Annotated in this window: 20 protein-coding genes and 1 tRNA gene; 11 read left to right on the top strand and 10 right to left on the bottom strand. The window is 39.8% G+C overall.

Annotated features, from left to right (window positions below):
* Positions 1 to 50: 50 nt before the first annotated feature.
* From CHB71_RS16040 to CHB71_RS16050, 3 genes are all read right to left on the bottom strand, one after another.
* Positions 51 to 716, bottom strand: coding sequence for a 50S ribosomal protein L25/general stress protein Ctc (locus CHB71_RS16040; protein WP_089357950.1), 666 nt, complete (start codon positions 714 to 716; stop codon positions 51 to 53).
* Between the two features lie 23 nt (positions 717 to 739).
* A complete protein-coding gene (locus tag CHB71_RS16045) occupies positions 740 to 1,669 on the bottom strand; it encodes a ribose-phosphate pyrophosphokinase (RefSeq protein ID WP_089357951.1) in 930 nt (309 codons plus the stop codon).
* Positions 1,670 to 1,733: 64 nt separating this feature from the next.
* Positions 1,734 to 1,806 (bottom strand) — tRNA-Gln (locus tag CHB71_RS16050).
* 530 nt (positions 1,807 to 2,336) lie between these two features.
* On the opposite strand from CHB71_RS16050, the gene CHB71_RS16055 reads away from it, so the two are divergent.
* The gene (locus CHB71_RS16055) at positions 2,337 to 3,263 is read left to right on the top strand and encodes a hypothetical protein (protein WP_089357952.1); all 927 of its coding nucleotides are present in this window, start codon (positions 2,337 to 2,339) and stop codon (positions 3,261 to 3,263) included.
* Here the strand turns inward: CHB71_RS16055 and purL are convergent, their stop codons facing one another.
* The 3 genes from purL to CHB71_RS16070 form a co-directional block, all read right to left on the bottom strand.
* Complete coding sequence (gene purL, locus CHB71_RS16060; protein WP_089357953.1) at positions 3,264 to 6,932, bottom strand: phosphoribosylformylglycinamidine synthase; 3,669 nt, start codon at positions 6,930 to 6,932, stop codon at positions 3,264 to 3,266.
* A gap of 249 nt (positions 6,933 to 7,181) precedes the next feature.
* Entirely contained in the window at positions 7,182 to 7,712 is a 531-nt protein-coding gene (locus CHB71_RS16065; RefSeq protein WP_089357954.1) for a TlpA family protein disulfide reductase, read from the bottom strand.
* Positions 7,713 to 7,921: 209 nt separating this feature from the next.
* Positions 7,922 to 8,716 (bottom strand): alpha/beta hydrolase, encoded by a 795-nt coding sequence (locus CHB71_RS16070; protein ID WP_089357955.1) that lies wholly within the window; start codon positions 8,714 to 8,716, stop codon positions 7,922 to 7,924.
* Positions 8,717 to 8,876: 160 nt separating this feature from the next.
* Between CHB71_RS16070 and CHB71_RS16075 the strand changes: the two genes are divergently transcribed.
* From CHB71_RS16075 to CHB71_RS16105, 7 genes are all read left to right on the top strand, one after another.
* A complete protein-coding gene (locus CHB71_RS16075) occupies positions 8,877 to 9,512 on the top strand; it encodes a TetR/AcrR family transcriptional regulator (RefSeq protein WP_179213447.1) in 636 nt (211 codons plus the stop codon).
* A complete protein-coding gene (locus tag CHB71_RS16080; protein ID WP_089357957.1) occupies positions 9,509 to 10,852 on the top strand; it encodes a TolC family protein in 1,344 nt (447 codons plus the stop codon). The genes CHB71_RS16075 and CHB71_RS16080 overlap by 4 nt, the downstream gene beginning before the upstream one ends.
* Before the next feature lie 4 nt (positions 10,853 to 10,856).
* Positions 10,857 to 12,029: an efflux RND transporter periplasmic adaptor subunit gene (locus CHB71_RS16085; RefSeq protein ID WP_089357958.1), complete on the top strand. Its 1,173-nt coding sequence runs from the start codon at positions 10,857 to 10,859 to the stop codon at positions 12,027 to 12,029.
* A gap of 27 nt (positions 12,030 to 12,056) precedes the next feature.
* Positions 12,057 to 15,482: an efflux RND transporter permease subunit gene (locus CHB71_RS16090; RefSeq protein ID WP_089357959.1), complete on the top strand. Its 3,426-nt coding sequence runs from the start codon at positions 12,057 to 12,059 to the stop codon at positions 15,480 to 15,482.
* A gap of 42 nt (positions 15,483 to 15,524) precedes the next feature.
* Positions 15,525 to 15,842: a helix-turn-helix domain-containing protein gene (locus tag CHB71_RS16095; protein WP_089357960.1), complete on the top strand. Its 318-nt coding sequence runs from the start codon at positions 15,525 to 15,527 to the stop codon at positions 15,840 to 15,842.
* A gap of 6 nt (positions 15,843 to 15,848) precedes the next feature.
* Complete coding sequence (locus tag CHB71_RS16100; RefSeq protein WP_089357961.1) at positions 15,849 to 17,081, top strand: metallophosphoesterase; 1,233 nt, start codon at positions 15,849 to 15,851, stop codon at positions 17,079 to 17,081.
* 171 nt (positions 17,082 to 17,252) lie between these two features.
* The gene (locus CHB71_RS16105) at positions 17,253 to 18,578 is read left to right on the top strand and encodes a YihY/virulence factor BrkB family protein (RefSeq protein ID WP_179213448.1); all 1,326 of its coding nucleotides are present in this window, start codon (positions 17,253 to 17,255) and stop codon (positions 18,576 to 18,578) included.
* Here CHB71_RS16105 and CHB71_RS16110 read toward each other — a convergent pair.
* From CHB71_RS16110 to CHB71_RS16125, 4 genes are read right to left on the bottom strand one after another with little or no spacing between them, the layout of a single operon-like run.
* A complete protein-coding gene (locus CHB71_RS16110; protein WP_089357963.1) occupies positions 18,573 to 19,067 on the bottom strand; it encodes a hypothetical protein in 495 nt (164 codons plus the stop codon). The two genes, CHB71_RS16105 and CHB71_RS16110, sit on opposite strands and share 6 nt — an antisense overlap.
* Complete coding sequence (locus CHB71_RS16115; RefSeq protein ID WP_089357964.1) at positions 19,057 to 19,575, bottom strand: hypothetical protein; 519 nt, start codon at positions 19,573 to 19,575, stop codon at positions 19,057 to 19,059. The genes CHB71_RS16110 and CHB71_RS16115 overlap by 11 nt, the downstream gene beginning before the upstream one ends.
* A 14-nt stretch (positions 19,576 to 19,589) precedes the next feature.
* Positions 19,590 to 19,979, bottom strand: coding sequence for a DUF1987 domain-containing protein (locus tag CHB71_RS16120; protein WP_089357965.1), 390 nt, complete (start codon positions 19,977 to 19,979; stop codon positions 19,590 to 19,592).
* 38 nt (positions 19,980 to 20,017) lie between these two features.
* Positions 20,018 to 20,581 (bottom strand): SiaB family protein kinase, encoded by a 564-nt coding sequence (locus tag CHB71_RS16125; RefSeq protein ID WP_089357966.1) that lies wholly within the window; start codon positions 20,579 to 20,581, stop codon positions 20,018 to 20,020.
* 408 nt (positions 20,582 to 20,989) lie between these two features.
* Here CHB71_RS16125 and CHB71_RS16130 point away from each other — a divergent pair, with 408 nt between their 5' ends.
* From CHB71_RS16130 to CHB71_RS16140, 3 genes are read left to right on the top strand one after another with little or no spacing between them, the layout of a single operon-like run.
* A complete protein-coding gene (locus CHB71_RS16130; protein WP_089357967.1) occupies positions 20,990 to 22,888 on the top strand; it encodes a sensor histidine kinase in 1,899 nt (632 codons plus the stop codon).
* 26 nt (positions 22,889 to 22,914) lie between these two features.
* Positions 22,915 to 24,162, top strand: a complete 1,248-nt coding sequence (locus CHB71_RS16135; RefSeq protein ID WP_089357968.1) for a response regulator — start codon at positions 22,915 to 22,917, stop codon at positions 24,160 to 24,162.
* Between the two features lie 8 nt (positions 24,163 to 24,170).
* Positions 24,171 to 24,410: a hypothetical protein gene (locus CHB71_RS16140; RefSeq protein WP_089357969.1), complete on the top strand. Its 240-nt coding sequence runs from the start codon at positions 24,171 to 24,173 to the stop codon at positions 24,408 to 24,410.
* The last annotated feature ends 14 nt before the right edge of the window (positions 24,411 to 24,424 follow it).

Raw genomic sequence — 24,424 nt, forward strand, 5'->3', positions numbered from 1 at the left:
AAAATCCCCTGCCAGCTGGCAGGGGACTAAAATAATTATTTTGAAATGAATTAAGATTCAGCTGGTGCTTCTGCTGCTGCCGCATCACCACCTTCAGCTCCTTCAACTGCTCCTTCTCCTTCTTCACCTTCCAGTTCTTCCTCTTCCTCAGTGTCTTTTCCTTTAAGTGCTCTTGGTACCTCGATACCTGCAAGCGTTACAAGAGGGCTATTCAAAATTTCGTATTCTCCTATTTCAAGCTCACCTACTTTGATTGATTTACCTAAGCCAAGCTTAGATACATCAACCTCAATGTATTCTGGCATATTCTTAGGAAGAGCTTTGATCTGCAAGTATTTCACTTTTCTGATCAACTTACCTCCTTGCTGGATTCCAGGTGCGATACCTACCGGGTGAACAGGGATGTTCATTTTGATAGGTGTACCTCTGAATAGCTGCAAAAAGTCAGCGTGCATGATGATTTCACTCACCGGGTGGAACTGAACATCCTGGATAATAGCCTCGAATGGCTCAGGTTCCCCTTCAATTGTTAACATAGCGAAATGCGCTTCGTCAGTGTATACAAGGTCTCGAAACAAGATCATTGGAGCGTAGAAGTGAATCTGGTGGTCTCCGCCGTATACTACACACGGTACCATTCCTTCTTCTCTTAAGCGCTTCGCTTCTGTCTTGCCGAGATTTGCTCTTTTATACCCTATAATCTCAACAGTTTTCATAATTGAATTTGATTTAAATATGTTTATTTAATAAATAATGAACTAATTGATTCGTGATCGTGGATCTTACGAATTGCTTTTGCAAACAAATCAGCCACGGTCAGTACTTTGATTTTTGAGCTTTCCTGCTTTTGCGGAATTGTATCAGTGATGATCAATTCCTCTAGAGCGGATTCTTCAATGTTTTTGTAGGCATTTCCTGAAAGCACTCCATGTGTAGCAATTGCCCGCACTGAGTTTGCTCCTTTTTCTTTTAATAAAGTAGAAGCTTTACTGATGGTGCCTGCTGTATCGACCATATCGTCAACCAGAACAACATCTTTTCCTTCTACATCCCCAATGACCTGCATAGAGGCAATTTCATTGGCTCTTTTCCGATGCTTATCGCAAATGACCATATCCACCTCAAATAACTTGGCATACGCCCGAGCTCTGGCAGTTCCGCCTACATCAGGAGAAGCAATAATCATGTTGTCCAGCTTGAGACTTTTTAAGTAGGGGTAGAAGATCGCTGAACCATCCAGATGGTCTACAGGAATGTCAAAAAATCCCTGAATTTGTCCAGCGTGTAAATCGCAAGTCATGATTCGGTCTGCGCCAGCTGATGTAATAACGTTCGCGGCAAGCTTAGCGGCAATGGAAACTCTTGGCTTGTCTTTTCGATCCTGACGTGCATATCCAAAATATGGAACTACTACAGTGACATATTTTGCACTCGCTCTTCGAGCCGCATCAATCATTAAAAGGAGTTCCCAGACATTGTCAGCAGGAGGGACGGTAGGTTGGATGATGAAAACGTCTGATCCTCTTACGGATTCTGTGAAATAGACACCCATCTCACCATCACTAAAGGTTTGTTTTTCGCTCTGACCCAGCGGCTTGCCGTAGTTATTAGCAATTGCATTAGCTAATTCTGGGTGCGCTGATCCGGAGAAAATCTTTACTGATGACATCTTTACCTAAAATAAATCCCGCCTTCGTTAGCGGGATTTGAAATCGTGTTCCCTTCGGAACTAGTTGGCCTACTAGGGCTCGAACCTAGACTCTTCTGGACCAAAACCAGACGTGTTGCCAGTTACACCATAGGCCAATGTTGATTGCTTTTTTAGAAGTGCCAACCTCACTTATGTACTTACCTAACTCAACACATTTAAAATGTGTTGCCTCCCGATAGCTATCGGGAACACCATAGGCCAATACCGGAAAATTTTTAAGTGTTTGTCCTTCACTTCCGTTTAAACGGACGGCAAAATTAGATCAAAAAAGTAAAAATAAAAACGATATGATAGAATTGTGTCTTGAAATTTAAGATGATTATTTGATTCGATTTGTTATTGACCGTTTCTAGTATATGACAACATATGAAGATCAAAAGTAATTATTACTATTTTATATGAATAAGGTTGATTATGGTATTCAGTTAAATTCTAACCATACAATAACATTGCATATTTTATTGCCGTAATATCCTTGATAATGTCATTAATGAGTTGGATTTCTTTAAAGGATAAGAAAGGGTCTATCATTTCAAGAGTTAATTTTTGTATTGTTTCACTTTGCCTATGTATTCATGTCTGTTTCTATACAAGTTGGAGCTTTCTATAATTAGGAGATAGTAAAATGCGGTCTCTCAAAATTCATCTCACATTTCTATTCCTATTATCCTACTACTTCCTGTTTTGTCAGGATGGTGCTTCTGAAAAGCTTGGATTTATACAAAGAAGCGTTACTGAGGTAGATTCTGCTGTGCTAATTGAAAATATTAGGCAATTTCTATCTCATGAGATTGATGGTAACTCACCAATTTGGTTTGATGGGAGTATTGTATTGAAATCAGGGTATAAAATCGATGGACTTAAAGTGAAGTTTAATCCATTTGACAACAGCGTTTACATAAATGAAAATGTTGCTTGGTACAAAGTGTCCAATAATGCAATTGCGGGATTCAACATTAAGAAGGAGCAAAGAGAAATGGTATTTAGGAAGGGGTATAGTCTCCCTTTTCAGGGATTGATTGAAGTCACCACTGCTCTTCGTCATCAAGACATTATATCTTATCTGAAAGACTATTCTGATTATAATAAACTAGTTTTTAACTCATTAACAATCGAAAAAAGAGGCTTAAACCATAAACTCTCTATTGAATTGGAAACTAAATCCAGACAAACCATCTTCAAGTTTCGAAATTATTTGATTGCGCATGATAATATCGCCAATGTTGATTCCGATTACAATATTCCTGAATTGAATGAAAACACTTACGTAGAAATTCTTTTTGAAACTGAATCCTTTGTAATTGTTAAGCATCATTTCAAGAAAGTAGCGCAGATAGGTTCGGTTTCTCTTAGTCAACACAAAGGAGTGTTTATGTTTGACGAAAAGGATTATTATATGGCGGGGAATAAAAATATTCTTACTGAGTTTCTGTTCAATAAGGTATCACTAAAAAAAGCTTTTTATAATTCTGAAGTTAATGACTTTCCTCAGATAAGAAATGTTGGTTCAGAGAGGAAACTTATGAATTGGCTAAGTCAGAATTACAATTGACTACTTATTCTTCACCCACTCAAATGCATTTGCAAACGGTTCCATCCAGGGAGATACCTCTGCATTTTCCAATCCTTGCTTATATGGCCAGTTCCACGCAAATAAGGAACGCTCTAAATGTGGCATAATCGCCAGATGTCTACCATCTTCTGAACAAAGGGCTGCCGTATCAAAGGAACTGCCATTGGTATTACCAGGAAATTCAGAAGAGGAGTACTTGACTGGAATTTTATAATCGCTCTCATTTTCAAGCATGAATCGTCCTTCTCCGTGCGCAAGCCAGATGCCTAGCTTTGATCCAACCATCGATTCCAGCATGATGGAGTTTGTTTTTTTGATATCCACACTTACAAATCCACACTCAAATTTCTCGGAACTGTTGTGATACATTTTTGGATGGTCGTCACCCATTTCAGGGTAGATTAATCCAAGTTCCATCATCAGCTGACAGCCATTGCAAACACCCAAACTCAAAGTGTCTTCTCTGGCATAGAAAGCATCGAGCGCTGCTTTTGCTTTTTCATTAAATAAGAAAGATCCTGCCCAGCCTTTTGCTGATCCCAACACATCGGAGTTAGAGAAACCTCCTACAAACACGATCAGGTTTACTTCACTCAAATCTTCACGACCAGTGATCAGGTCAGTCATATGAACGTCCTTAACATCAAAACCGGCAAGCCAAAGTGCATACGCCATTTCGCGATCACTGTTTACGCCTTGCTCACGAATGATTGCGGCTTTCACCCCTGACTTTCCTTTTCGATTAAAGTCTAAATTGTAAGTTGAAGCCTTTCCGTCAAATTGTTTTGGGAGTGAATAGGATAGGGGCTGACTGAACCTATTTTTAGTTCGTTCTTGCGAAACTTCAGGTTTGGTCTGTTTCAGGTCTAATAGCGCTGAAGGCTTAAACCATGCACTCTGATATTTTTTAATATCAAATTCCTTTGTAAATGACCCATTCGTAACCGAAACACTTCGTTCAGCTTTCAATTTTCCGATTTCACTCCATTTCAAACCAGAGTTTTCAATGGTTTTGATTGCATCTTCTTCTACCTGAAGTAAAACGCCAGGTTTTTCAGAGAACAGGACTCTCACCGTATCCGATTCTCCGAGTGACGACAAGTCAACATCAAGACCTCCTTTGGTATTAGGAAAGTTCATCTCAAGTAAGGCAGTAATCAATCCTCCGGCGGATATATCATGACCTGCAATAACAAGACCTTGATTGATCAATTCCTGAACGGTATTGAAAGCAAGAGCCACAACCTCTGATTTAGCCTCTGGAGTTTTTACTCCCAATTTCGATTGCGATTGCGCAAACGATGAGCCTCCTAGCTCAAAATCAGATCCGGAAAAATCAAGGTAAATGATTTTGGAATCCTTCTGACGATAATCAATAGTCGGACTCACCGTTTTGTTGATATCAGAAACTTCTCCTACAGAGCTAATAATCACTGTTCCTGGTGCATAAACTTTCTCGCCATCCGGATACTTCTGAGTCATCGACATGGAGTCTTTTCCGGTTGGCACATTGATGCCCAACTCACATGCAAAATCACTAATGGCTTTTACACCTTCATAGAGACGAGCATTCTCTCCTTCATTCTTAGCAGGCCACATCCAGTTAGCACTGAGTGAAACACCTTTTAGTCCATGCGTTAATGGCGCCCACACGAGATTGGCGAGTGCTTCAGTGATTGATAGTCTGCTTCCAGCTCCTGCATTGATCAATCCGGGAACAGGAGAGTGTCCAATAGAAGTCGCAATCCCTTTATTCGACTTAAAGTCAAGCGCCATCACAGCTACATTGTTGAGTGGCAATTGAAGTTCTCCGCACGTTTGCTGAGTTGCAACTCTTCCGGTCACACATCGGTCTACTTTATTGGTGAGCCAGTCTTTACAAGCAACAGCCTCCAATTGCAGTACCGCTTCAAGGTATTCTTCAATTTTACTTTCAGCGTATGATACCTCTTCGTAGCTAGAGCTTTGTGTTTTGTCCTCCAGTATTGTCTTTGGAGAAGAACCGAACAGGTGATGCAGCTTTAAATCAAAAGGAGAGGCCTCACCATTGTTCTCAAACTTCAACTCATTATTATCCCCAGCTTCGCCTACCTCATAGTAAGGCGCTCGTTCTCTTTCTGAAACCCTTTTTAAGTATTCAGCATCCTGTTCTTTGATGACCAATCCCATACGTTCCTGAGACTCGTTACCTAGCACTTCCTTAGCTGAGAGTGTTTCGTCACCAACAGGAAGCTTCTTCAGATTAATTGTTCCACCAGTTTCCTCTACCAACTCGGATAGACAGTTTAAGTGTCCTCCTGCACCGTGATCATGAATGGAAGTAATGGTATTGTCTTCAAGTTCCACCATCGCTCTTACAGCATTGGCTACCCGTTTTTGCATTTCCGGGTTGGATCGCTGCACGGCATTCAGCTCGAGAGCTTGATTGAAAGCACCTGTATCCACTGAAGAAACCGCACTTCCTCCCATACCAATACGGTAGTTGTCGCCACCCATCACAACAATCTTTTCGCCGGCCTTCACATGCTTTTTCTGAGCATCTTTTTTCTTACCGTATCCTACACCTCCAGCCTGCATAATCACTTTATCATAGCCGAATTTCTTTCCACCTTCTTCATGTTCGAACGTCAACACACTACCACAAATGAGAGGCTGACCAAACTTATTTCCATAATCACTGGCACCATTTGATGCTTTGGTTAAAATCTCCTGAGGTGTTTGGTAAAGCCATTTCCTGGCGGACTTTTCCCACCCTCTTCCTTCCTCTGTTCGGGAATAGGAGGTCATATACACCGCTGTTCCAGCTAACGGAATACTACCTTGTCCTCCGGCCATCCGGTCTCTGATTTCTCCACCGGAACCTGTGGCTGCTCCGTTGAATGGTTCCACAGTAGTAGGGAAATTGTGGGTCTCCGCTTTAAGCGAGATTACTGATTCAAATTCTTTGGTGTCGAACCAATCCGGTTTGTCTTGGGTGGCTGGTGCAAACTGCTCAATCTTCGGACCCTGAATAAAGGCCACATTGTCTTTGTAGGCTGAAACCAGATAGTTCGGATGCTCTTTTGAGGTCTTTTTGATCCATTGGAAAAGGGAGAGCTCCTGTTCCTGACCATCAATAATAAAGGTTCCGTTGAATATTTTATGTCGGCAGTGTTCCGAGTTGATCTGGGAAAATCCAAAGACTTCAGAATCAGTAAGTGGCCTTTCGATTTCTTTTGCAACTCCGTCCAGATATTCAATTTCTTCCTGACTCAGAGCGAGTCCTTCCTGCTGATTGTAAGCAGCGATATCATGGATGTGCTCAATCGGTTGAGGCGCTCGATCCAGTGTGAAAATTGATTGATCCAGCCCTTCATAAACTTGCTGTAACATCGGGTCGAAAGCTCCGGATGAGGTCTCTGAAATATACGTTTCAATTCGGTAAATCGTCTCAATTCCTGCATTATGCGCAATATCCGAAGCGTTGGTACTCCATGGCGATATCATCTCTTTCCTTGGACCAATGAATTTGCCAGATATGTTATCTGTGCTTACTGCTTTGGCGCCTGAAAACAACCAGGTCAGCTTGTTAATTTGATCAGATGAGAGTTTGTCTGAAACACCTACAGCAATTACAGCGTCTTCAGAATTTTGGAAGAATTGAATCATGGAAGGAACCTCGTTTTGAAGTCCGCAAAATTAAGGATTTGACCTGAGAGGTTTTCAAAACCTGTCAGGTCTTTTTACTTTAATTACAGCATCCGATTAAGATTTTCTGGAAGCTTCAAAACCACCCCATCCCTAAAGGGTGTTGCTAAAAAGGGCCTTCCTGCACGAAGCATCGGCAAAGGCAGGAATTAAAGGGTATTATCAAACTGAATTACCATTTCGAAAATCTTAATCGTATTTCGATATTTTTTACTTCAACAATTTCCGAATGCTTTTTTTCAATGTGCCTACAGTCATTACTGAATAGCCGATCACCACCTTGTCAATGATGCCCTCACGGTTCACCACAAAGTGAGTAGGATATGATCGGACATTCATTTCCACACAAAAGTCTTTGACATCCGGAATGGACTCATAGATAAACTCACGCTTTTCAAGAAACTTACGTACTTGAGACTCATCGTCAAAAGTAGGAGCCAGGAATATGATACCTTCATCTTGAAATTCTTCTACCATTTCATTCATTTCTGGCATCTCCATGATACACGGTCTGCATCGGGTAAACCAGAAGTTTACCAAGAATATCTTGCCCTTTAGCTGCTCTTTGGTAAATGTTTCTCCATCAAGGGTTGCCAGTTCGAACTCTGGAAAGGGCTGGCCTTTCATTCGCTTTACTTCTTTTTTAGCGTCAGCTACTTGTTTGATTTGTTCCTTCGTTGGTTGTTGTGCTGTAATCAACAAAGGGAGGAGGGTTACAGCTAGCAGAAGTAATTTTTTCATTTGGTGGTTTATTTAAAATGAGCTGCGATTAGTAAATCAATATTTTCAAAAATGATTCCCATAATCTCCTCTTGGGAGGAGAAGAGGTGGGTAAGCTAAAAGATATCATTTTTGAATAGATTAATTTTAGGCAGAAAACAATATGAAAACCCACCGCTGCGGCGGACTGCCCCGGCTCTTGGGAGGAGGGGATTAATTGAGTTTTCTATTCAAACTGTATTTTTCATTATCAATTTAGCTATTTCAGGTTTAACAAGTTGATGATGCTTCATCGGAAGAATATCTACTTCAAATTCACCCATTGTTTTTATGATAGGCAAAATCTTTGCCGGTTTGATGATGTGATCCTTCTCTCCCAGGATAATTCTACGCTTGAATTGCGCTGTTTTAAACTCTTTGGCCAATTGTTTTTTGCCATAGCCTAAAGTCTTGAAATGATTCCATGAAATGTAAACGCGTTTTCGGTTTTCAGGATTTCCCAACTCTTTTTGAACAAAATCTCTGAGGTAGCTGCTTACAATCTTGTATTTATCATTAAAACGAAGCAACTGTTCAAGTTTTTTAGGATTTAGCATAAAATACTTAAAGAGCCAGCGGGTTGATGGATTTGTTGCCAGTTTAAACCAAATAGTTAGGAAAACACCATCAGGAGCAATGAGAATTAACTCCTGGGTTTGGGTTGGAAAGGAAAGTGCAGAAGAGATTGCAAATCGGCCACCCAAACTAAACCCGACAATTGTAAACTCCTTTATGTTTTCGTTTTGAAGGAATTTCTGCAGGTATTGTGCCCACTCATTTTTGGTTAGATTTCCATAGTCTCGGGAGCTTTTGCCATGATAAAAGATGTCAAAAGCATAGATTGTATAATCATCACCCAAAGTTTTCGACCAACTTTCAAATATTTTATTATCCTGCCCAAATCCGTGAAAAGCCAATAATATTCTTTCTCCTCCTGGATAGATGGAATAATGTAACTGTCCATTGGTTGATTCAACTTTCGTCATTTGGGAAGGTAAAATACCTGCGAATATTAGTATCTGAAAAAATCTTTAAAAAAGATGAACTATATCTCTCCTTTCTCGTTGATTTGCACGATGGAAACTTTTAAAACAACCAAAGTTTCCATTGTATTATCAGTTTATTAACAGATCGATAAAGAAAAATTTGGAAGCAAAAGGGAAAATACTGGAAAGTGCGCAGGAGTTGTTTATCCAATATGGCATTAGGAGTGTGACGATGGACGATGTTGCGAGAGCTGCCTCAATGTCTAAAAAGACACTTTACCAATACTTCGATAATAAAGATGGATTGGTGTTGGATGTAGCTGTTGATCATTTCAAAAAAGAAACAGAAGAGTTTAAAGGAATTTTTGAGGAGTCCAAAGATGCCATTCATGAGGTACTGCTTGTATCTCAGTGTTTGAGAAAGCACGTGTTTAGAATGAATCCATCACTGCTATACGATATGCAGAAGTATCATGGAGCAGCCTGGGACAAATACCTTGAATTCAAGCAATCAACTATTCGTGGGCACATCATGGACAACATCGAAAGAGGTCAGAGAGAGGGTTTCTTCCGAAAAGAAATTAACGCAAAAATCCTCTCCATTCTTCGTGTAGAAAATGTCCAAATGGCATTGAATACCCGGTCATTTATACAGGAAGGATTTGATATCCCAAGCGTACAGTTGCAAATCCTTGATCATTTTATTCATGGACTACTTACTGACAAGGGAAGATCGAAATATCAGGAATACATAAAACAAGAAGAATCAAACGAATCACATAATCTGACTTTATGAGAGGACTATTAACACTATTAATATTTACAATCTTTTCTTTCATAGTGAAAGCACAGGAAAGCAAGAGCCTTTCTTTGGAGGATTGTATCAACTATGCGCTTGAGAATAATGAGCAGTTGAAAATAAAGCAATTAGAAAGGGAAATTGCCGACGCAGAGGTTAGGAAAACCGTATCAATGGGTTTACCTCAAGCCAATGTAAACGGAGGTTTGAATTACAATTTCGAGCCGCAAAAAAGCTTAATTGACATAAGCACATTTGATCCTAGTGTACCCGAGGGCACTGAGCAGGAAGTTTCATTTGTTCAGTCTTATGATGGAAACATTGGATTATCGGTTGATCAGCTCATTTTTGATGGTTCGTACTTTGTAGGACTCCAGGCAGCAAGAACTTATAAGGAATTGTCTACCAAGGAGCACAATAAATCTCAAATTGACATTGTTGAAACAGTCAGCAAAGCATATTACAATGCGTTGATTGCTGAAGAACAACTTGAACTGTTAGAGAAAAACATCGGCAGACTGGATACACTTCTCAGAGAAACAAGACAAATGTATGAAGCCGGATTTGCTGAGAAAGTGGATGTGGATCGTATCAGAGTGAACTACAATAACCTCAAGGTTGAGTTCAGTCGAACGAAACAACTAAAGGATATCAGTAGGAAACTGTTGAAATTTCAGATGGGAATGAACTTAAACCAACCCATTCAACTATCAGAAAATCTTGAAGACGTAGAAGTTACGATTCCATTGATTCCATCAGAGAGTTTTGATTACAGCCAGCGAATTGAATTTTCACAATTACAGACGAATCGTAGCTTGGCTTTTCTGGATATGAAAAACAACAAGGTGCAGTATCTGCCAAAAATTTATGCACGCTTGGGGTATGGATGGAACACAGCTACATCTCAAAGTAGTCAGCTTTTCGATTCTGATCGATGGTTGAGCAATGGGGTTTTAGGCGTGACAGCTTCAATTCCAATTTTTGATGGCTTTTTAAAAAGCAACAAAATTCAACAAAACAAACTGCAGGTAAAGCAGATTGAAAATCAGATGTCATTTCTTAAAAAGAATATAGATCTGGAGATAGAGCAATCGGAGATTACACTAGACAGTCAATTGGAAACTCTTGATGTACAGAAACAAAACGTTGAGCTGGCACAAGAAGTGTACGACATTACCAAAATCAAATATCAGGAAGGTGTTGGCTCGAATCTTGAGGTTATCGATGCTGACGCATCCCTCAAAGAAGCTCAGACTAATTACTTAAATGCCTTGTACCAGGCGATAGTAACACAAATAGAACTTAAAAAAGCATTAGGAACTCTTTATAAAAACTAAGATCATGCGAAAGATCAACATACTCATAATAACCATTTTTTCAACTCTCATGGTAGCCTGTGGGGGATCAGAAGACAATAGCAGCCTTGCACAGAAAAAGGCCAAGCTTGATTCTTTGAAGACGCAGTTTTCTACGCTTCGAACGGATATCAAGACATTGGAAGATGAAATTGCCAGAATAGACCCGGAAGCAAGAGCCAATGAAATACTCGTGGCAACTACTGTACCCGGCAAGAAGGACTTTGTACATACCCTCCAGCTTAGAGCCAATGTGGAGTCTAAGAAAAATGTGATGCTAAGCGCGGAAACCATGGGTGTAGTGAGGAATGTATATGTGACCGAAGGCCAAAAGGTATCGAAGGGTGATCTGTTGGTTTCAATGGATGCAGATATTCTGACTAATTCAATCAAAGAAGTGGAAACACAACTTGAGCTTGCGGAAGAGGTGTTCAACAGACAGTCGAAACTGTGGAAGCAGAAGATTGGGACTGAAATGCAGTATCTGCAGGCCAAGAGCAATTATGAATCATTACAAAGAAAGAAAAGCACATTACAAGCTCAACTTAACCAGGCTAGGGTACGAGCTCCTTTCTCGGGCACCATTGATTTAGTCAATGCTAAAACCGGTGAAATGGTACAACCTGGCACTCCGTTGGTTCGATTGGTTAATCCAAGTGAGATGTACATCAAAGCTGATGTTTCAGAGGCTTATTTAGGACGTTTCCAGGTTGGAGATCCATTGACAGTTGAGATTCCGGGTGAAGACAAGTCGTATAAAACGACCGTGAAGTCTGTGAGTAACGTGCTAAACACTAACAACAGAACATTCCAGCTGGAGGCTAAATTGCCGAAGACTGAATCATTCGTGTTCAGACCAAATCAGGTGACGGTTCTTACCATTGCTGATTATAAAAGTGAAGACGCAGTTGTGATCCCTTCCAATGTGATCTTGTCCGGAAACGATGGAAAGTTTGTCTATGTAGTGAAAAACGGAAATGCTCAAAACATAGCATCTAAAGTGTCTATAACAACTGGTAAATCACAAAACAATCAGACAGAAGTGCTTTCCGGTTTGACTGGAAATGAAGCAGTAATTACCAAGGGATATCGAGAGGTTTCCAATGGAGCTGCTGTCAAAGTCGATGGAAAAGGCACTTCCTCAGTTGCTTCAAAATAATTTTCAAGTCATTTAAAACATTGTAGAATGTCTGAAAACACTAACGATAAACCTAGAAAGAAGGTAATAAAGACGTTTGGTCTTACCGACCTGGCGTTGAACAATAAAACCACGGTATTCTTCCTGACGGTGATGATCGCCATCATGGGAGTTACCACCTATCTCAATTTGCCAAAGGATAGTTATCCTGAAATTGAGCAGCCAATTGTGTACATCGGGACACCATACCCGGGAAATACACCATTGGATATGGAAAATTTGGTTACCCGTCCCATTGAGAAAGAGCTAAACACGATTTCTGAAATTGATGAGATCAAGTCCACATCAGTTCAGGGGTATTCCACGATTATCGCCGAGTTTACTGCAGATTCTGACATTGAAGATGCCCTTCAAAAAGCAAAGGATGCTGTAGACAGAGCTAAACCTGAACTGCCAACAGATTTACCAACAGATCCGAATGTTTTTGAGATGAATTTCTCAGAGTTCCCGATCATGAATGTCAACTTATCGGGAGATTATTCCAAAGAAGAGTTGGAAAGCTACGCGGAGGATATCAAGGATGAGATTGAGAAAATCTCTGAGGTTTCTAAGGTAGAGATCACCGGAGTAGAGGAGAAAGAGGTAAAGATTAAAGTGAATCCGTTTAAAATGGAGGCACGTGAGGTGAGTTTTGGAGATATTGAATCAGCAATTGCACAAGAAAACATGACCCTCTCAGGAGGTGACGTGTTGGTTGATGGCACGAGAAGATCGGTTCGAGTAGTTGGTGAATTTACTGCTCCGGCTCAGCTACTAGATGTAGTGGTGAAAAGTGAAAACGATGCGATTGTCTATTTACGTGACATAGCAGATGTTTCTTTTGACTACAAGGAAAAGAGCAGTTACGCAAGACTGATGAAGAAGCCTGTAGTGTCTGTGGATGTGATCAAACGAAGCGGGGAAAACCTGTTGATTGCCACTGATAAGATCAGCGTTGTTTTGGATGAAGCCAGAAAACGTCTTCCAAAAGATATTGAAGTGGTAATTACCAATGACCAGTCTCAAATGACCAGGGACATGGTAAGCTCATTAGAGAATAACATTATTTCCGGAGTAATTCTGGTTGTGTTGGTACTCTTGTTTTTCCTTGGATCAAGAAATGCCCTTTTCGTAGGGATTGCGATTCCATTGTCCATGTTTATCGCCTTTAATATTATTGGTGCTATGGGCTATACCGTCAACATGATGATTCTTTTCTCCTTGATCATGGCATTGGGTATGCTGGTAGATAATGGAATTGTAGTGGTTGAGAACGTATATCGTAAAATGGAAGAAGGCCTGAAACCACTTGTTGCGGCGGCACAAGGAGTAGGTGAGGTGGCCTTACCTATTATTGCTTCTACGGGGACTACCCTTGCAGCATTCCTGCCGTTGATGATGTGGCCGGGGATGATGGGAGAGTTTATGAAGCTTCTTCCTTTGGGCTTGATCATCACTTTATCGTCCTCATTATTTGTTGCGTTGGTCATCAACCCGGTATTGATTTCCACTTTTATGCGTGTGCAAAAAGGAAAACCTGAAATCAACTTCAAGCGATTCTGGATAATTGTTGGAATTGCGTTGGGATTAGGTTTATTGATTGTTTTAGCAGGTGGAACAGCATTTGGTAATCTACTTATCGCATTGGGTCTTATTATGGTTGTGAGTACATTCATACTCGAGCCACTTTCACGTAGGTTCCAATCCAACTTTCTACCAAGGTTAGAAAATGGGTATTCATCCTTCTTAAAGTTTGTTCTAGGTGGAAAAAAACCTTACGTATTTTTCGCAGGAACGGTATTCTTATTGATTCTGTCTTTCGTTTTGATGGGCATGTTTCCACCAAACGTGCTTTACTTCCCGGAGAATAAGCCGAAATATGTCAACGTATTCATCGAGCATCCTATTGGTACCGACATTGAGATGACCAATGAATTTGCTGAAAATGTTGAGTCCAAAGTGATCAACTATCTTCAGCCGTATTCGCCAATTGTGGAGTCAGTGATTACAAAGGTTGGTGAGGATACGGCAGATCCGAATGATCCGAGCGCATTCGGTGCAAGTGATACACCGAACAAATCTCGAATCACCGTAAACTTTGTGGAATACAAAGAGCGATATGATGAGGAAGCTGGTGAGTATATAGATACTGAAGAGATAATGAACGGTTTGCGAGATGAAGTGGGTCAGTATCCTGGTATAACTATTACGGTTGATAAGGATGCAGCGGGCCCTCCGGTGGGGAAACCGATTAATATCGAAATCAGTGGTCCTGAATTTGAAACACTGGTGGATATATCAGAACGATTGAAAAAATTCATCAATGATACGGGCATTCAAGGCATTGAAAAGCTAAAAGCAGATCTGGAGACAGGTAAGCCTGAATTGGTTGTCAAAATCGATCGAGACAATGCAAGACGTTTCGGTCTGTCGACCGGGCAGATTGGTACTGAGATTCGTACCGCTCTTTTTGGTAAAGAGATATCTACCTATAAAGAAGGAGAGGATGATTATGAAATCCAGCTAAGATTGGAGGATAAATACCGATACAACGTGGATGCCCTGATGAACAAGAACATCACGTTTAAAAATCAAAACACAGGGAAGACCCACATGGTGCCGATATCCTCTGTCGCCGAGGTAGAATTGGGCACCACATACGGTTCAGTGAAGCGAAAAGACCTGGACAGGATGATTACGCTTAGTTCAAATGTACTCGGAGGCTATAACCCAACTGCTATCAATGATGAGTTGAAAGTAGCCCTTCAGGATTTTGAAATGCCATATGGGTATACATACAAGTTTGGTGGAGAGCAGGAAGAGCAGGCGAAAGAGATGGCATTCTTAAGCAATGCATTGATGTTGGCAGTGGGATTGATCTTTATCATTATCGTTTCACAATTCAATAAGGTTACTACTCCTATTATCATCATGACTTCTGTACTCTTAAGTACAACAGGTGTGTTCTTTGGTTTGGTACTCTTCAATATGGATTTTGTGGTAATTATGACCATGCTGGGAATTATATCCCTCGCTGGAATTGTGGTGAACAATGCCATTGTATTGATTGACTTTATTGAGCTCAAAAGAGAAGCGAGAAGACAGGAAACGGGAGTTGATAGACTAGATATGGAAGAAATCATTCTTTCCATCCGTGAAGCGGGTGCAACACGTCTGAGACCAGTACTTCTGACAGCTATCACTACGGTGCTTGGATTGATTCCATTAGCGGTCGGTATAAATATCGATTTCGTCAGATTCTTCTCGGAATACAACGCAGATTTCTACATGGGAGGTGATAATGTGGTGTTCTGGGGCCCAATGTCCTGGACGATCATTTTTGGTCTAACCTTTGCGACCTTCCTTACGTTAGTAATCGTACCAGTAATGTATTTATTCTTCGCAAGAATTAATCGACGGTTAGGTTTAAGTTAAATAGTACAATCCCCTCGGGTTTCTGAGGGGATTTTTTATGATATGTTTTCTAATAATTTTAAATATCTAAGGAAGTCAAGAGGCAAGTCACAAGTTGCAATTGCAAAAATTTTGGACGTAAATAAGAATACTATTCAAAATTACGAAACCGGAAAATCAGAACCTGATGTAAGCGTTTTGATTCGAATTGCAAAATACTTTAATGTCGATTACAACTCTTTATTAGAAACTGATCTTGCATCTGGTACCGAAGAAGATACTAGTGAACTCCTTGATCGAGCAGAGATTATAAGACGAATCAGGTTAATTGAAAATCAATTGACTGAATTAAAGGAGAAAATATCTGGCTTTAAGCATTAGGTTAATATGAGTCGCATATACTTCGCCATATTTCTTGTCTCCATTTACCTGGTATTGGATGTCTACGTTTTCATAGCTGTTCGTTCACTCGCTGAAGGGTTGTCTCCGATTTGGAGGAGGTTGGTTCTTGTGAGTTATTGGGTGGTAAGCATTCTGTCTTTAGCTGGGGTCCTTCTGTATCGTCAGATCAATCCTAAGGTATTCGCAGATCTAAGGCTCTACATTACGACATTCTTCTTCATTCTATTCATGGGAAAGCTGTTTGCCACGGTCTTCTTGATGCTGGAAGACATCCGAAGAGGGATTACCTGGATTGTGAATCTGTTTCCCTTTGTTGAAGAAAAGCATTCAACCTCACGCTCTGAGTTCATGCAGAAGTCAGCCATCATTGCAGGAGCAGTTCCTATTGCCGCCATGAGCTTTGGAGTTATTTCCGGCGCACATGATTACAGGGTACGAAAACGGGTGGTTTATTCACCTAACCTACCAAAAGCCTTTGATGGTATACGAGTCGCTCAGATTTCAGATATACACACGGGTAGCTTTTTCAATAAAACAGCAGTGGAAGGAGGGATTGATCTACTCAATGCCCAGAAGCCGGATTTGGCTTTTTTTACCGGAGATCTGGTGAATAATAAGAGCGAGGAGGCAAAGGAGTATTTGGATATTTTCAAACGAGTGAGAGCACCGCTTGGTGTTTACTCGGTGATGGGAAATCACGATTACGGTGATTATACTAGTTGGTCATCCGAGGCAGCTAAGCAAAAGGATATAAAAAACCTCCATGATATGCACAGGTACATGGGCTATGACTTGTTGCTCAATGAAAATCGAACCATCAAAGTGGATGGAGAAGAAATTGCCATACTTGGTTGTGAAAACTGGGGAGCAGGACGCTTTTCAAAATACGGCAATATGGAGCAGACAATTGCCGGGGCAGAAGAAAAACCATACAAGCTTTTGCTTTCTCATGACCCAAGCCACTGGGACGCCCAGATTAGACAGGAATATCAGGACATAGATCTTATGCTTGCAGGACATACACACGGCATGCAATTCGGGGTGGAGATAGGGAATTTCCGGTGGAGTCCAGTGCAGTACAGGTACAAGCAGTGGGCTGATTTGTATCAGGAAGGAAATCAATCACTTTATGTTAATCGAGGCTATGGGTTTATTGGTTATCCGGGAAGAATTGGTATACTTCCGGAGATTACGATTTTAGAATTGAAAAGAACTTAGGATAGGGGAGATACGGAGTGAGTTGTTATTACGTATATCTTCATGTCATAGGATGATAGGTGATTTTACAGGTGATTAGGTGAAAAAGGGGCTCTCAGCCCCTTTTTCTTTTAAATGGCGGAGCGTTACTGCCATGGATTTCCTTATCTTTTCGCTAAAATCAAGGATTCAATGACAAAAAAGCTGAATCAGGTTCGACAATTCATTGAGGTTGACCTATGGCGTTTAAGACTAAAATCTCTCCCTAAGAGAAAACGCTTCTTATATGGATTTATCAGAGTCTGGGTAATAGCAATAAAGGAGTTCATCGCTGACAAGTGTGCTGAAAAAGCTTCTGCGCTCACTTATTTATCAATGCTCTCATTGGTTCCGGTCCTTGCACTAATTTTTGGAATCGCCAAAGTATTTGGAATCCGAGAGTTGATGGAAAAGGAGCTTGAAAGATACTTCTCTGGCCAGACTGAAGTTCTTAATCAGGTACAGCCTTTTGTAGACAAAATGCTGGATACACAAAGTGGTGGTATAGTTGTTGGAGCTTCCGCTGTTTTTCTTATATACACTGTTATTCGGCTACTCATGAACATTGAAAATGCATTCAATGATATGTGGGATATAAAGAAAAACAGGAGGTGGGAGCGAAAAATATCAGATTATGTGGCAGTGATTTTGTTAGGGCCGGTTTTATTGATTGTTGCAAGTAGTTCAACCCTTTTTGTAAAGGATGCTATACAGGGGTTCGTTACAAACCTGGAGTTTCTTGGGCAATTAAAATCGGGCATTATTTTTCTGTTAAAGTTGTTGCCTTATACCATATTGTGGTTCTTGCTTTTTGGTATATACCTAATATTCCCCAATACACGTGTTAAATTTTGGCCGGCACTTTTTGCAGGTATAGTAGCAGGGACACTTTATCAGTTGAACCAACAGGCCTTTATTTCCTTGCAGTTTGCTTTTTCTCGTTACCATGCCATTTATGGTAGCATCGCATTCCTTCCTTTGTTTCTTATCTGGCTTCAAATTAGCTGGCTTATAGTGCTCTTTGGTGCGGAAATTTGCTACGGTGCTCAATACATCAATCAGTGGGAGATGAACTCTGAGAAACTAAAAATAAGTTTGAGCCATCGAAAAAAACTTGTTCTTCTCTTACTGTATCGGATTGTTAAGAAATTTGAGAAACGCGATGGCCAGGGACCTCTCACATTAAATGACCTTGGTGGGATGGTCAATATTCCGCGAAGATACCTGGCTGATATCTGCTATGATCTTGAAAAATCAGGACTTATAATTAGAGTCGAAGCTGAAGAAGTAGCTTATCAGCCAAGTTTTGATATCCATAAGATGGATTTATTTACTATTCTGGATAAGTATGAAAAAGAGGGAATGGGGGATTTCGATCCTCGTAAAACGAAAGCTTTTGTTGCGATCGAAGATGCATTAGAAAAGATTGAAGACAAGTGGAAATCAAGCGAAAGCAATGTCCTTTTAAAAGACTTATGATTTTCGCTGCTTAAATGACCAGGTAAATTCAAATTCTGAAACAATCGTTCCGTCCCTCATTTTACCAACCGTTTTAAATGTAGCTTCGGCTGATTCACCTGTTTTGATACAATTTTCAACTGCTTCAAAAGCCTTAGCTCCATCTTCACAGGTGAAGTAAACTCTATCAGTGGCTTTCTTGCTAAATGTAGCTTTTAAATCAACGATTATAAATGCTACAGAAGGTTTTTGTCCCGTGATGGCAAGTAGGCAAGGCGTAGCTGTCGATAACTCTGCAGCCATGCTTTGTACCGCGAAGTAGGTAGACTTGAATGGGTTTTTTGTCAGATACTTAAAGGGAACTGATGTTACACATTTCTTTCCAGTCAGCTCTCTAACCCTTAATCCGGCTATCCAACCCATCGGTAGACTTTTTACAAGAAAGAGTGGAAATTTGAAATTACTGGTTACCTGGCGGGCCAGCTTGTGCTGCTTCGGATTAAGTTGCATTAAATTGTCCGTTTTCTTCCTTCTGAAGGATTTTGCTTTTCTCTTTATTCATAAAGTAATTTTCAAGTGCACCTTCAGAGAATTTGATAAGCAAAAAGAGTGCGCCAAGAATTCCTAAACTAACAAATTGGGTGTCAAAATATTCATCAATGATTGGTTCAAGTAGAAGTTGTTCAAGAATAAACAACACTACGGCAACCGTAAGAAGTATTGTGGAAGCTTTTCTGCCAACTTTAGCTTTCGCTAGTTGGGTTACAGTATCTGCTAACTGTACGTTCTTGTCTTTGATTTCGTCATTTTGCTCACGGATTTGCATATTAGCATTATCCAGTTTCTTCTGTAATCGATCAGAAACCCTGGTAATTACTTTGGCTTGAGCGACGAGCTCCTCGTATTCATCCGAAAAAGAATCCAGGTCTTCTTTGTAGATCGCATGCGTTTCAATCTTAGATCTGAATTTTCTAAGACTGTCTATTTCGTCATAATAAAGCTCATGGTTTTTATTCATCTATTTAGTTGCGGTCACAAGTCATCTTCTTCTATTTCGTAGAAGTTAAAATTTAAATCAAGCAGATCGCTATAGTCTTCGCCTGCCTCCATCATATCATCATCACCTTCCTCGAAATACCAGTTTATAGTAATCTTTCTTCCACTGTTTTCAATTTTACTTAATCGCTTGAAGACATCAAAGAGACACTTCGAAGAGCTCGTATTAAAATACTCAAATGCAATATTTGTCGTTATTTCATCCCCGCCAGAAACGGCGTATTCATCAAGGTTGTCAAGCACACGCTGATAAAACTGAATAGAGTTTTCAGGACTTGACCTACCCCTCATTTCCAATAAACCCTCATCAGGATCAAAATTGATCAATGGGGTTGTTCTTGTTGGTTCGATGAATACTTTTTCCATAAATCTCTCTACGGTTTGTTGGTTTATACTTTCTGGTCCTACGCTTCTAATCTTGGCAATCTAATTTGAAATGTGAAGTAGCTAACTTTATCGGTAACCGGTTGAAACTTATATCTAAGTTTCTGACCACCCGTTTTTCTTGCAATATCTATAAAGCCTAACCCTCCCGTTCCTTTGTCTGAAAATTCTTGCTCAGCAAGTACTTTTTTATATAATGCTCTTAATTCATCTGCATCTACTGCATTGATATCATCAAGTCTTTTTTGAATTTCTTTTGTCTTAGAGGAAGGTATATAGTTGCCCGTTTGAAGACTATAGAATCTTTTACGAGCGGAGATCATAATCAAGGCCGAATTTGAATCATAGCTACTCACTTTCATGTCATCAGCATTCACCTCATCCAAATGATAATAGAGGTTTTGAATACATTCTGTAGCTACATTGTAGAATTTTTTCTTCACTTTCCTGTTTTCCTCTAACTCCTCAAGTCTTTCTTCCAATGTCCCTATCATGGCAGTTACCAGATCAAAGGTCAATTCACCCTTGAACATTAGAATAATGTTTTGGTCATAAATGTTTTTGTAGCTCCTCAGATAATCCATAAATAGGGGTAATTTTCTTTGGGCTGGAAAAGTAAGAACTTATGACTAATTAAACCAAATGTTTAATCACCTAAAACTTCACGGTGATTATCAATTGTTTAAGGTTGTCAGCACTCCAACCCACGATTATTCCAAATGTAAAACTATGATCTTTATTAGACTTACGGGATTAAAAATTACGAAAAGGCAAATTAGGTTTTCTTTATTATTTTAGTATAGGAAGTAAACGCCAAAATGATACTAGGTAATTTGATTAGCTGTTTCTAATGGAAAATATGTATAAAAATGTAATATTTCCAATAAACCTTTTTTTACTATAGATTTGAGGGACTTGCTAATAGGATTTTTTTAATTCATTAAGGCAATAGAGATTAACTAGTTAAGAGTTTAACCAACTATGATCAAGGTATGTTAAAGAAGGATTTATATGCCAATGTCTACATTCTAACGGCATTGGTCTTGATAGGGGCGGTCGCATATTACGTCTTTGTCCTCCAAAAAGAGATAACCAACTCATTTAATCAAGATCCTAAAGTCGTTCAGGTTGCTGCAAATCAGTCAACCATGGGGCAACAAATTGTGAAGGCAGCTCTTGGAATGGGCTACTCTGAAACACAAAAGAATTTTGATTTTTTCAAAAATGAATTGAGGAGGGTGTACCCGCAATGGCAAAAGGGACATCAGGCATTAATCAATGGCGATGCAGACCTCAATCTTACACAACCATCACAAACAGATGAGTACGTGGCTTTGCAGGAAGAGCTAAAGTTTCTGTTCTTCGATATGAATACAAACACATCCAATATTTTGGATGTAAACTTCACCGATAATAGAACAAGTATAAATTTCCTTGCGCTTCGGAGGTCAATCGAGGCACTGGTAAATACAGTGAGAAGATATGACGCTGCTTCAACTGATATAACAGATTATTTTGTTGAAAATGCACAAAATAGGGGAGCTAGTCTGGGGCTGGCAGAGTATGTAGGATTTTCAGTTTTTGTCGGTATTTTCCTTATACAAGGGTTTTTCATTTTTAGACCCCTGGTTAAACTTGCAAGTGAGAATTACTTGTCAGCAAACAAGGCTTTCGTAAAAGTGAAGAAATCTGAGCAGCAGCTGAAAATCAACTTCCAAAAACAAAAGCTTATTAACAAGAAGCTTTACTTATCTCGAAAAGAACTCGAGGAGAAAAACCTTAAGCTCGAGGAATCAGAGGCTAAGTTGCTCAAATCATCAGAAGAGCAGATTAAAATTAATGAACGTCTGATTGCAGCACAGGATGAACTGAACCTTGCGTATAAGAAATTACAGGATTCCGAAGTTGAAATTAGGGAACTGGCAGATAAGCAATTACAAGATAATGAGAAGCTTTTCCTTGCAGAGAAAAAATTACAATCATTGCTTGAAAATGAGCAAAAATCAAAAGAAGAGCTTTCAAAAGCACTTGACTCGCTGAAAGGAGCTCAATCTCAGTTGGTGCACTCAGAAAAAATGGCATCATTAGGTCAGCTTACAGCTGGTATTGCTCATGAGATTAACAACCCGATTAACTTTATTTCGAGTGGTATGGTTTCCTTGAAGATGTCGATTGAGGCTATGAGAGAGATTTCAGAGGAGTATACTCGGTTGGATGACGGAGATGATCCGGAAGATGTACTGGAAGGAGTGAGAGAGCTCAAAGAAGAACACGAATATGATGAGATAGTGGATGAACTAGATGATTTGATAAATGACATCAATTACGGAGTTTCTAGAACTATTGAAATCGTTAAGGGACTTAGAGTATTCTCCAGATTGGATGAAGAGGAAGCTAAGAATGCAAATGTCAATGAAAACATTGATGCAACACTGACACTGCTTCGTAACAAAACAAAAGGCAAGATCGAAATCACCAAGCATTACGATGAAAGCATGCATGAGATCGAATGTTACCCTGGACAGCTTAACCAGGTTTTTATGAACATTTTGAATAATGCTGTGCAGGCAATGCCTGATGAAAAGAAAGATGCTGAAATAACCATCTATACCGAAGAGGCAGACAATGAAGTGTTTGTAAGAATAAAAGATAACGGAGTAGGTATACCGGATGAAATTAAAAATAGAATTTGGGAGCCATTCTTTACGACCAAGGAGGTAGGTGTAGGAACAGGTTTGGGAATGTCTATTACCTATGGTATTATTGAAAAGCATGGTGGAAAAATTGAACTTGCAAGTGAGGTTGGTAAAGGAACAGAGTTTGTCATAACTCTACCGAAGAAAATAACCCCTATTAAGAAGAAAGAGCAAGAGGTAGCAGAGAGTAATTAATTTAAACAACTTAAGACCAAGTGAGGATGGAAGAGATTCATGACCAGCAACAGATTGATCGACCAACAAAAAAGAAAAAGTTTTCACTTTTATATGTGGATGATGAGGCAACAAACCTTCGGGTTTTTAAAGCGAACTTTAGAAAGTTCTTTAATGTCTACACTTCCACTAACCCAATAGAAGCGATTGATATTTTAAATCAGGAAGAGATTCAGGTGATCGTTACTGATCAGCGAATGCCTGAAATGACCGGAACTCAGTTTCTGGAAAAGATACTTCCTGATCACCCTGATGTTATAAAAATCATCCTTACAGGCTTTACAGATATTGAAGCAATTAAGGATGGAATTAATCGTTGTGGTATTTTCAAATACATCACCAAACCATGGAATTTTGATGAAATGAAAGGTGTGCTTGAGCGGGCCATTGAGACCTATCAGCAGGCAGCTGAGAGTGAAGAACACATCAAAGAACTAGAGGATAGCAATGTTGAGTTGGAAAGTAGGGTAAGGGAAAGAACCCAAGAGTTAAATAAAATCAACAAGCGATTGATTGACAGCATTAGATACGCTGGTTTACTCCAGCAAAGTATGCTGCCAAATGACAGATACCTCAGTAGACAGTTTCATGATCACTTTGTGATTTTTGAGACGAAATATCTTTTTAGTGAAGAGTTTGTATGGACGACCAGACTAAATTTCAGGTCGGAAGATTATACTGTTGTCTCTTTGATCGAGTTTGATGGTAAAGGAATAGTCGGGTCATTGAAAACGCTTATTGCGGATTCTGTTCTAAATTACCTCACGCATGATCGTAAAATCTTCCATTCAGGAGAAATAATAAATGAGCTCAAGTATGAGCTGGATGCTGCGGGATCTGACGAACTTCAGTGTGATTTAAAAGTTTCCGTTGCAGTATTTGATCATAACGCAAATACATTACAATTTAGCGGGATCAATCAGGATATGATTGTCTTCAATGGAACTAAATCAACCTTATTAAAAGGTGATGAAGGCGATCATTTTGAAGATGCCATAGCGGATAAGATAGGCATTGAGCCTGACGCGTCTTATTACATGTATTCAAATGGATATTACAACCAGATGAATGAAGATGGTGTCAAATTCTCTTACGAGAAATTTGAAGAGATGCTCAAATCCGTGCAAGGCAAATCGATGGGAGAGCAGAGAGAATTTTTAATGAGTAATCTGCAAACCTGGAAAGCAGGATCGAGCCTAAACGATGATATCTCTATCATAGGCTTTAAACTCTAATATTTGGGATGGCTATAAAGGCGAGTAGTTTTAAGAATTGGTGTACAGTGAATATCAGTCCGCAATCGTGGACAAGGATATGCTTAAAAAGGGTAGATGAAATCAGGGAGAAGGGGCATACATTAAAAGAAATGGAAGACCTCAATCCAGATATAGAAATGGATGATGACCTTATGGAGTCCCTCAATACTGCTTTATCCGAACTTTATGAAATGACAGTAAATGAAGATTCACTGGCTCCTCATTAATATGATCAACTTCC

Source organism: Ekhidna lutea, from assembly GCF_900188325.1.
In the GTDB taxonomy this organism is placed as follows: Bacteria; Bacteroidota; Bacteroidia; order Cytophagales; family Cyclobacteriaceae; genus Ekhidna; species Ekhidna lutea.

Excerpts from the sequence above, each read along its gene's own strand:
- CHB71_RS16040 (WP_089357950.1), bottom strand. The coding sequence starts at position 716 with ATGAAAACTGTTGAGATTATAGGGTATAAAAGAGCAAATCTCGGCAAG.
- CHB71_RS16045 (WP_089357951.1), bottom strand. The coding sequence starts at position 1,669 with ATGTCATCAGTAAAGATTTTCTCCGGATCAGCGCACCCAGAATTAGCT.
- CHB71_RS16055 (WP_089357952.1), top strand. The coding sequence starts at position 2,337 with ATGCGGTCTCTCAAAATTCATCTCACATTTCTATTCCTATTATCCTAC.
- purL (WP_089357953.1), bottom strand. The coding sequence starts at position 6,932 with ATGATTCAATTCTTCCAAAATTCTGAAGACGCTGTAATTGCTGTAGGT.
- CHB71_RS16065 (WP_089357954.1), bottom strand. The coding sequence starts at position 7,712 with ATGAAAAAATTACTTCTGCTAGCTGTAACCCTCCTCCCTTTGTTGATT.
- CHB71_RS16070 (WP_089357955.1), bottom strand. The coding sequence starts at position 8,716 with ATGACGAAAGTTGAATCAACCAATGGACAGTTACATTATTCCATCTAT.
- CHB71_RS16080 (WP_089357957.1), top strand. The coding sequence starts at position 9,509 with ATGAGAGGACTATTAACACTATTAATATTTACAATCTTTTCTTTCATA.
- CHB71_RS16085 (WP_089357958.1), top strand. The coding sequence starts at position 10,857 with ATGCGAAAGATCAACATACTCATAATAACCATTTTTTCAACTCTCATG.
- CHB71_RS16090 (WP_089357959.1), top strand. The coding sequence starts at position 12,057 with ATGTCTGAAAACACTAACGATAAACCTAGAAAGAAGGTAATAAAGACG.
- CHB71_RS16095 (WP_089357960.1), top strand. The coding sequence starts at position 15,525 with ATGTTTTCTAATAATTTTAAATATCTAAGGAAGTCAAGAGGCAAGTCA.
- CHB71_RS16100 (WP_089357961.1), top strand. The coding sequence starts at position 15,849 with ATGAGTCGCATATACTTCGCCATATTTCTTGTCTCCATTTACCTGGTA.
- CHB71_RS16105 (WP_179213448.1), top strand. The coding sequence starts at position 17,253 with ATGACAAAAAAGCTGAATCAGGTTCGACAATTCATTGAGGTTGACCTA.
- CHB71_RS16110 (WP_089357963.1), bottom strand. The coding sequence starts at position 19,067 with ATGCAACTTAATCCGAAGCAGCACAAGCTGGCCCGCCAGGTAACCAGT.
- CHB71_RS16115 (WP_089357964.1), bottom strand. The coding sequence starts at position 19,575 with ATGAATAAAAACCATGAGCTTTATTATGACGAAATAGACAGTCTTAGA.
- CHB71_RS16120 (WP_089357965.1), bottom strand. The coding sequence starts at position 19,979 with ATGGAAAAAGTATTCATCGAACCAACAAGAACAACCCCATTGATCAAT.
- CHB71_RS16125 (WP_089357966.1), bottom strand. The coding sequence starts at position 20,581 with ATGGATTATCTGAGGAGCTACAAAAACATTTATGACCAAAACATTATT.
- CHB71_RS16130 (WP_089357967.1), top strand. The coding sequence starts at position 20,990 with ATGTTAAAGAAGGATTTATATGCCAATGTCTACATTCTAACGGCATTG.
- CHB71_RS16135 (WP_089357968.1), top strand. The coding sequence starts at position 22,915 with ATGGAAGAGATTCATGACCAGCAACAGATTGATCGACCAACAAAAAAG.
- CHB71_RS16140 (WP_089357969.1), top strand. The coding sequence starts at position 24,171 with ATGGCTATAAAGGCGAGTAGTTTTAAGAATTGGTGTACAGTGAATATC.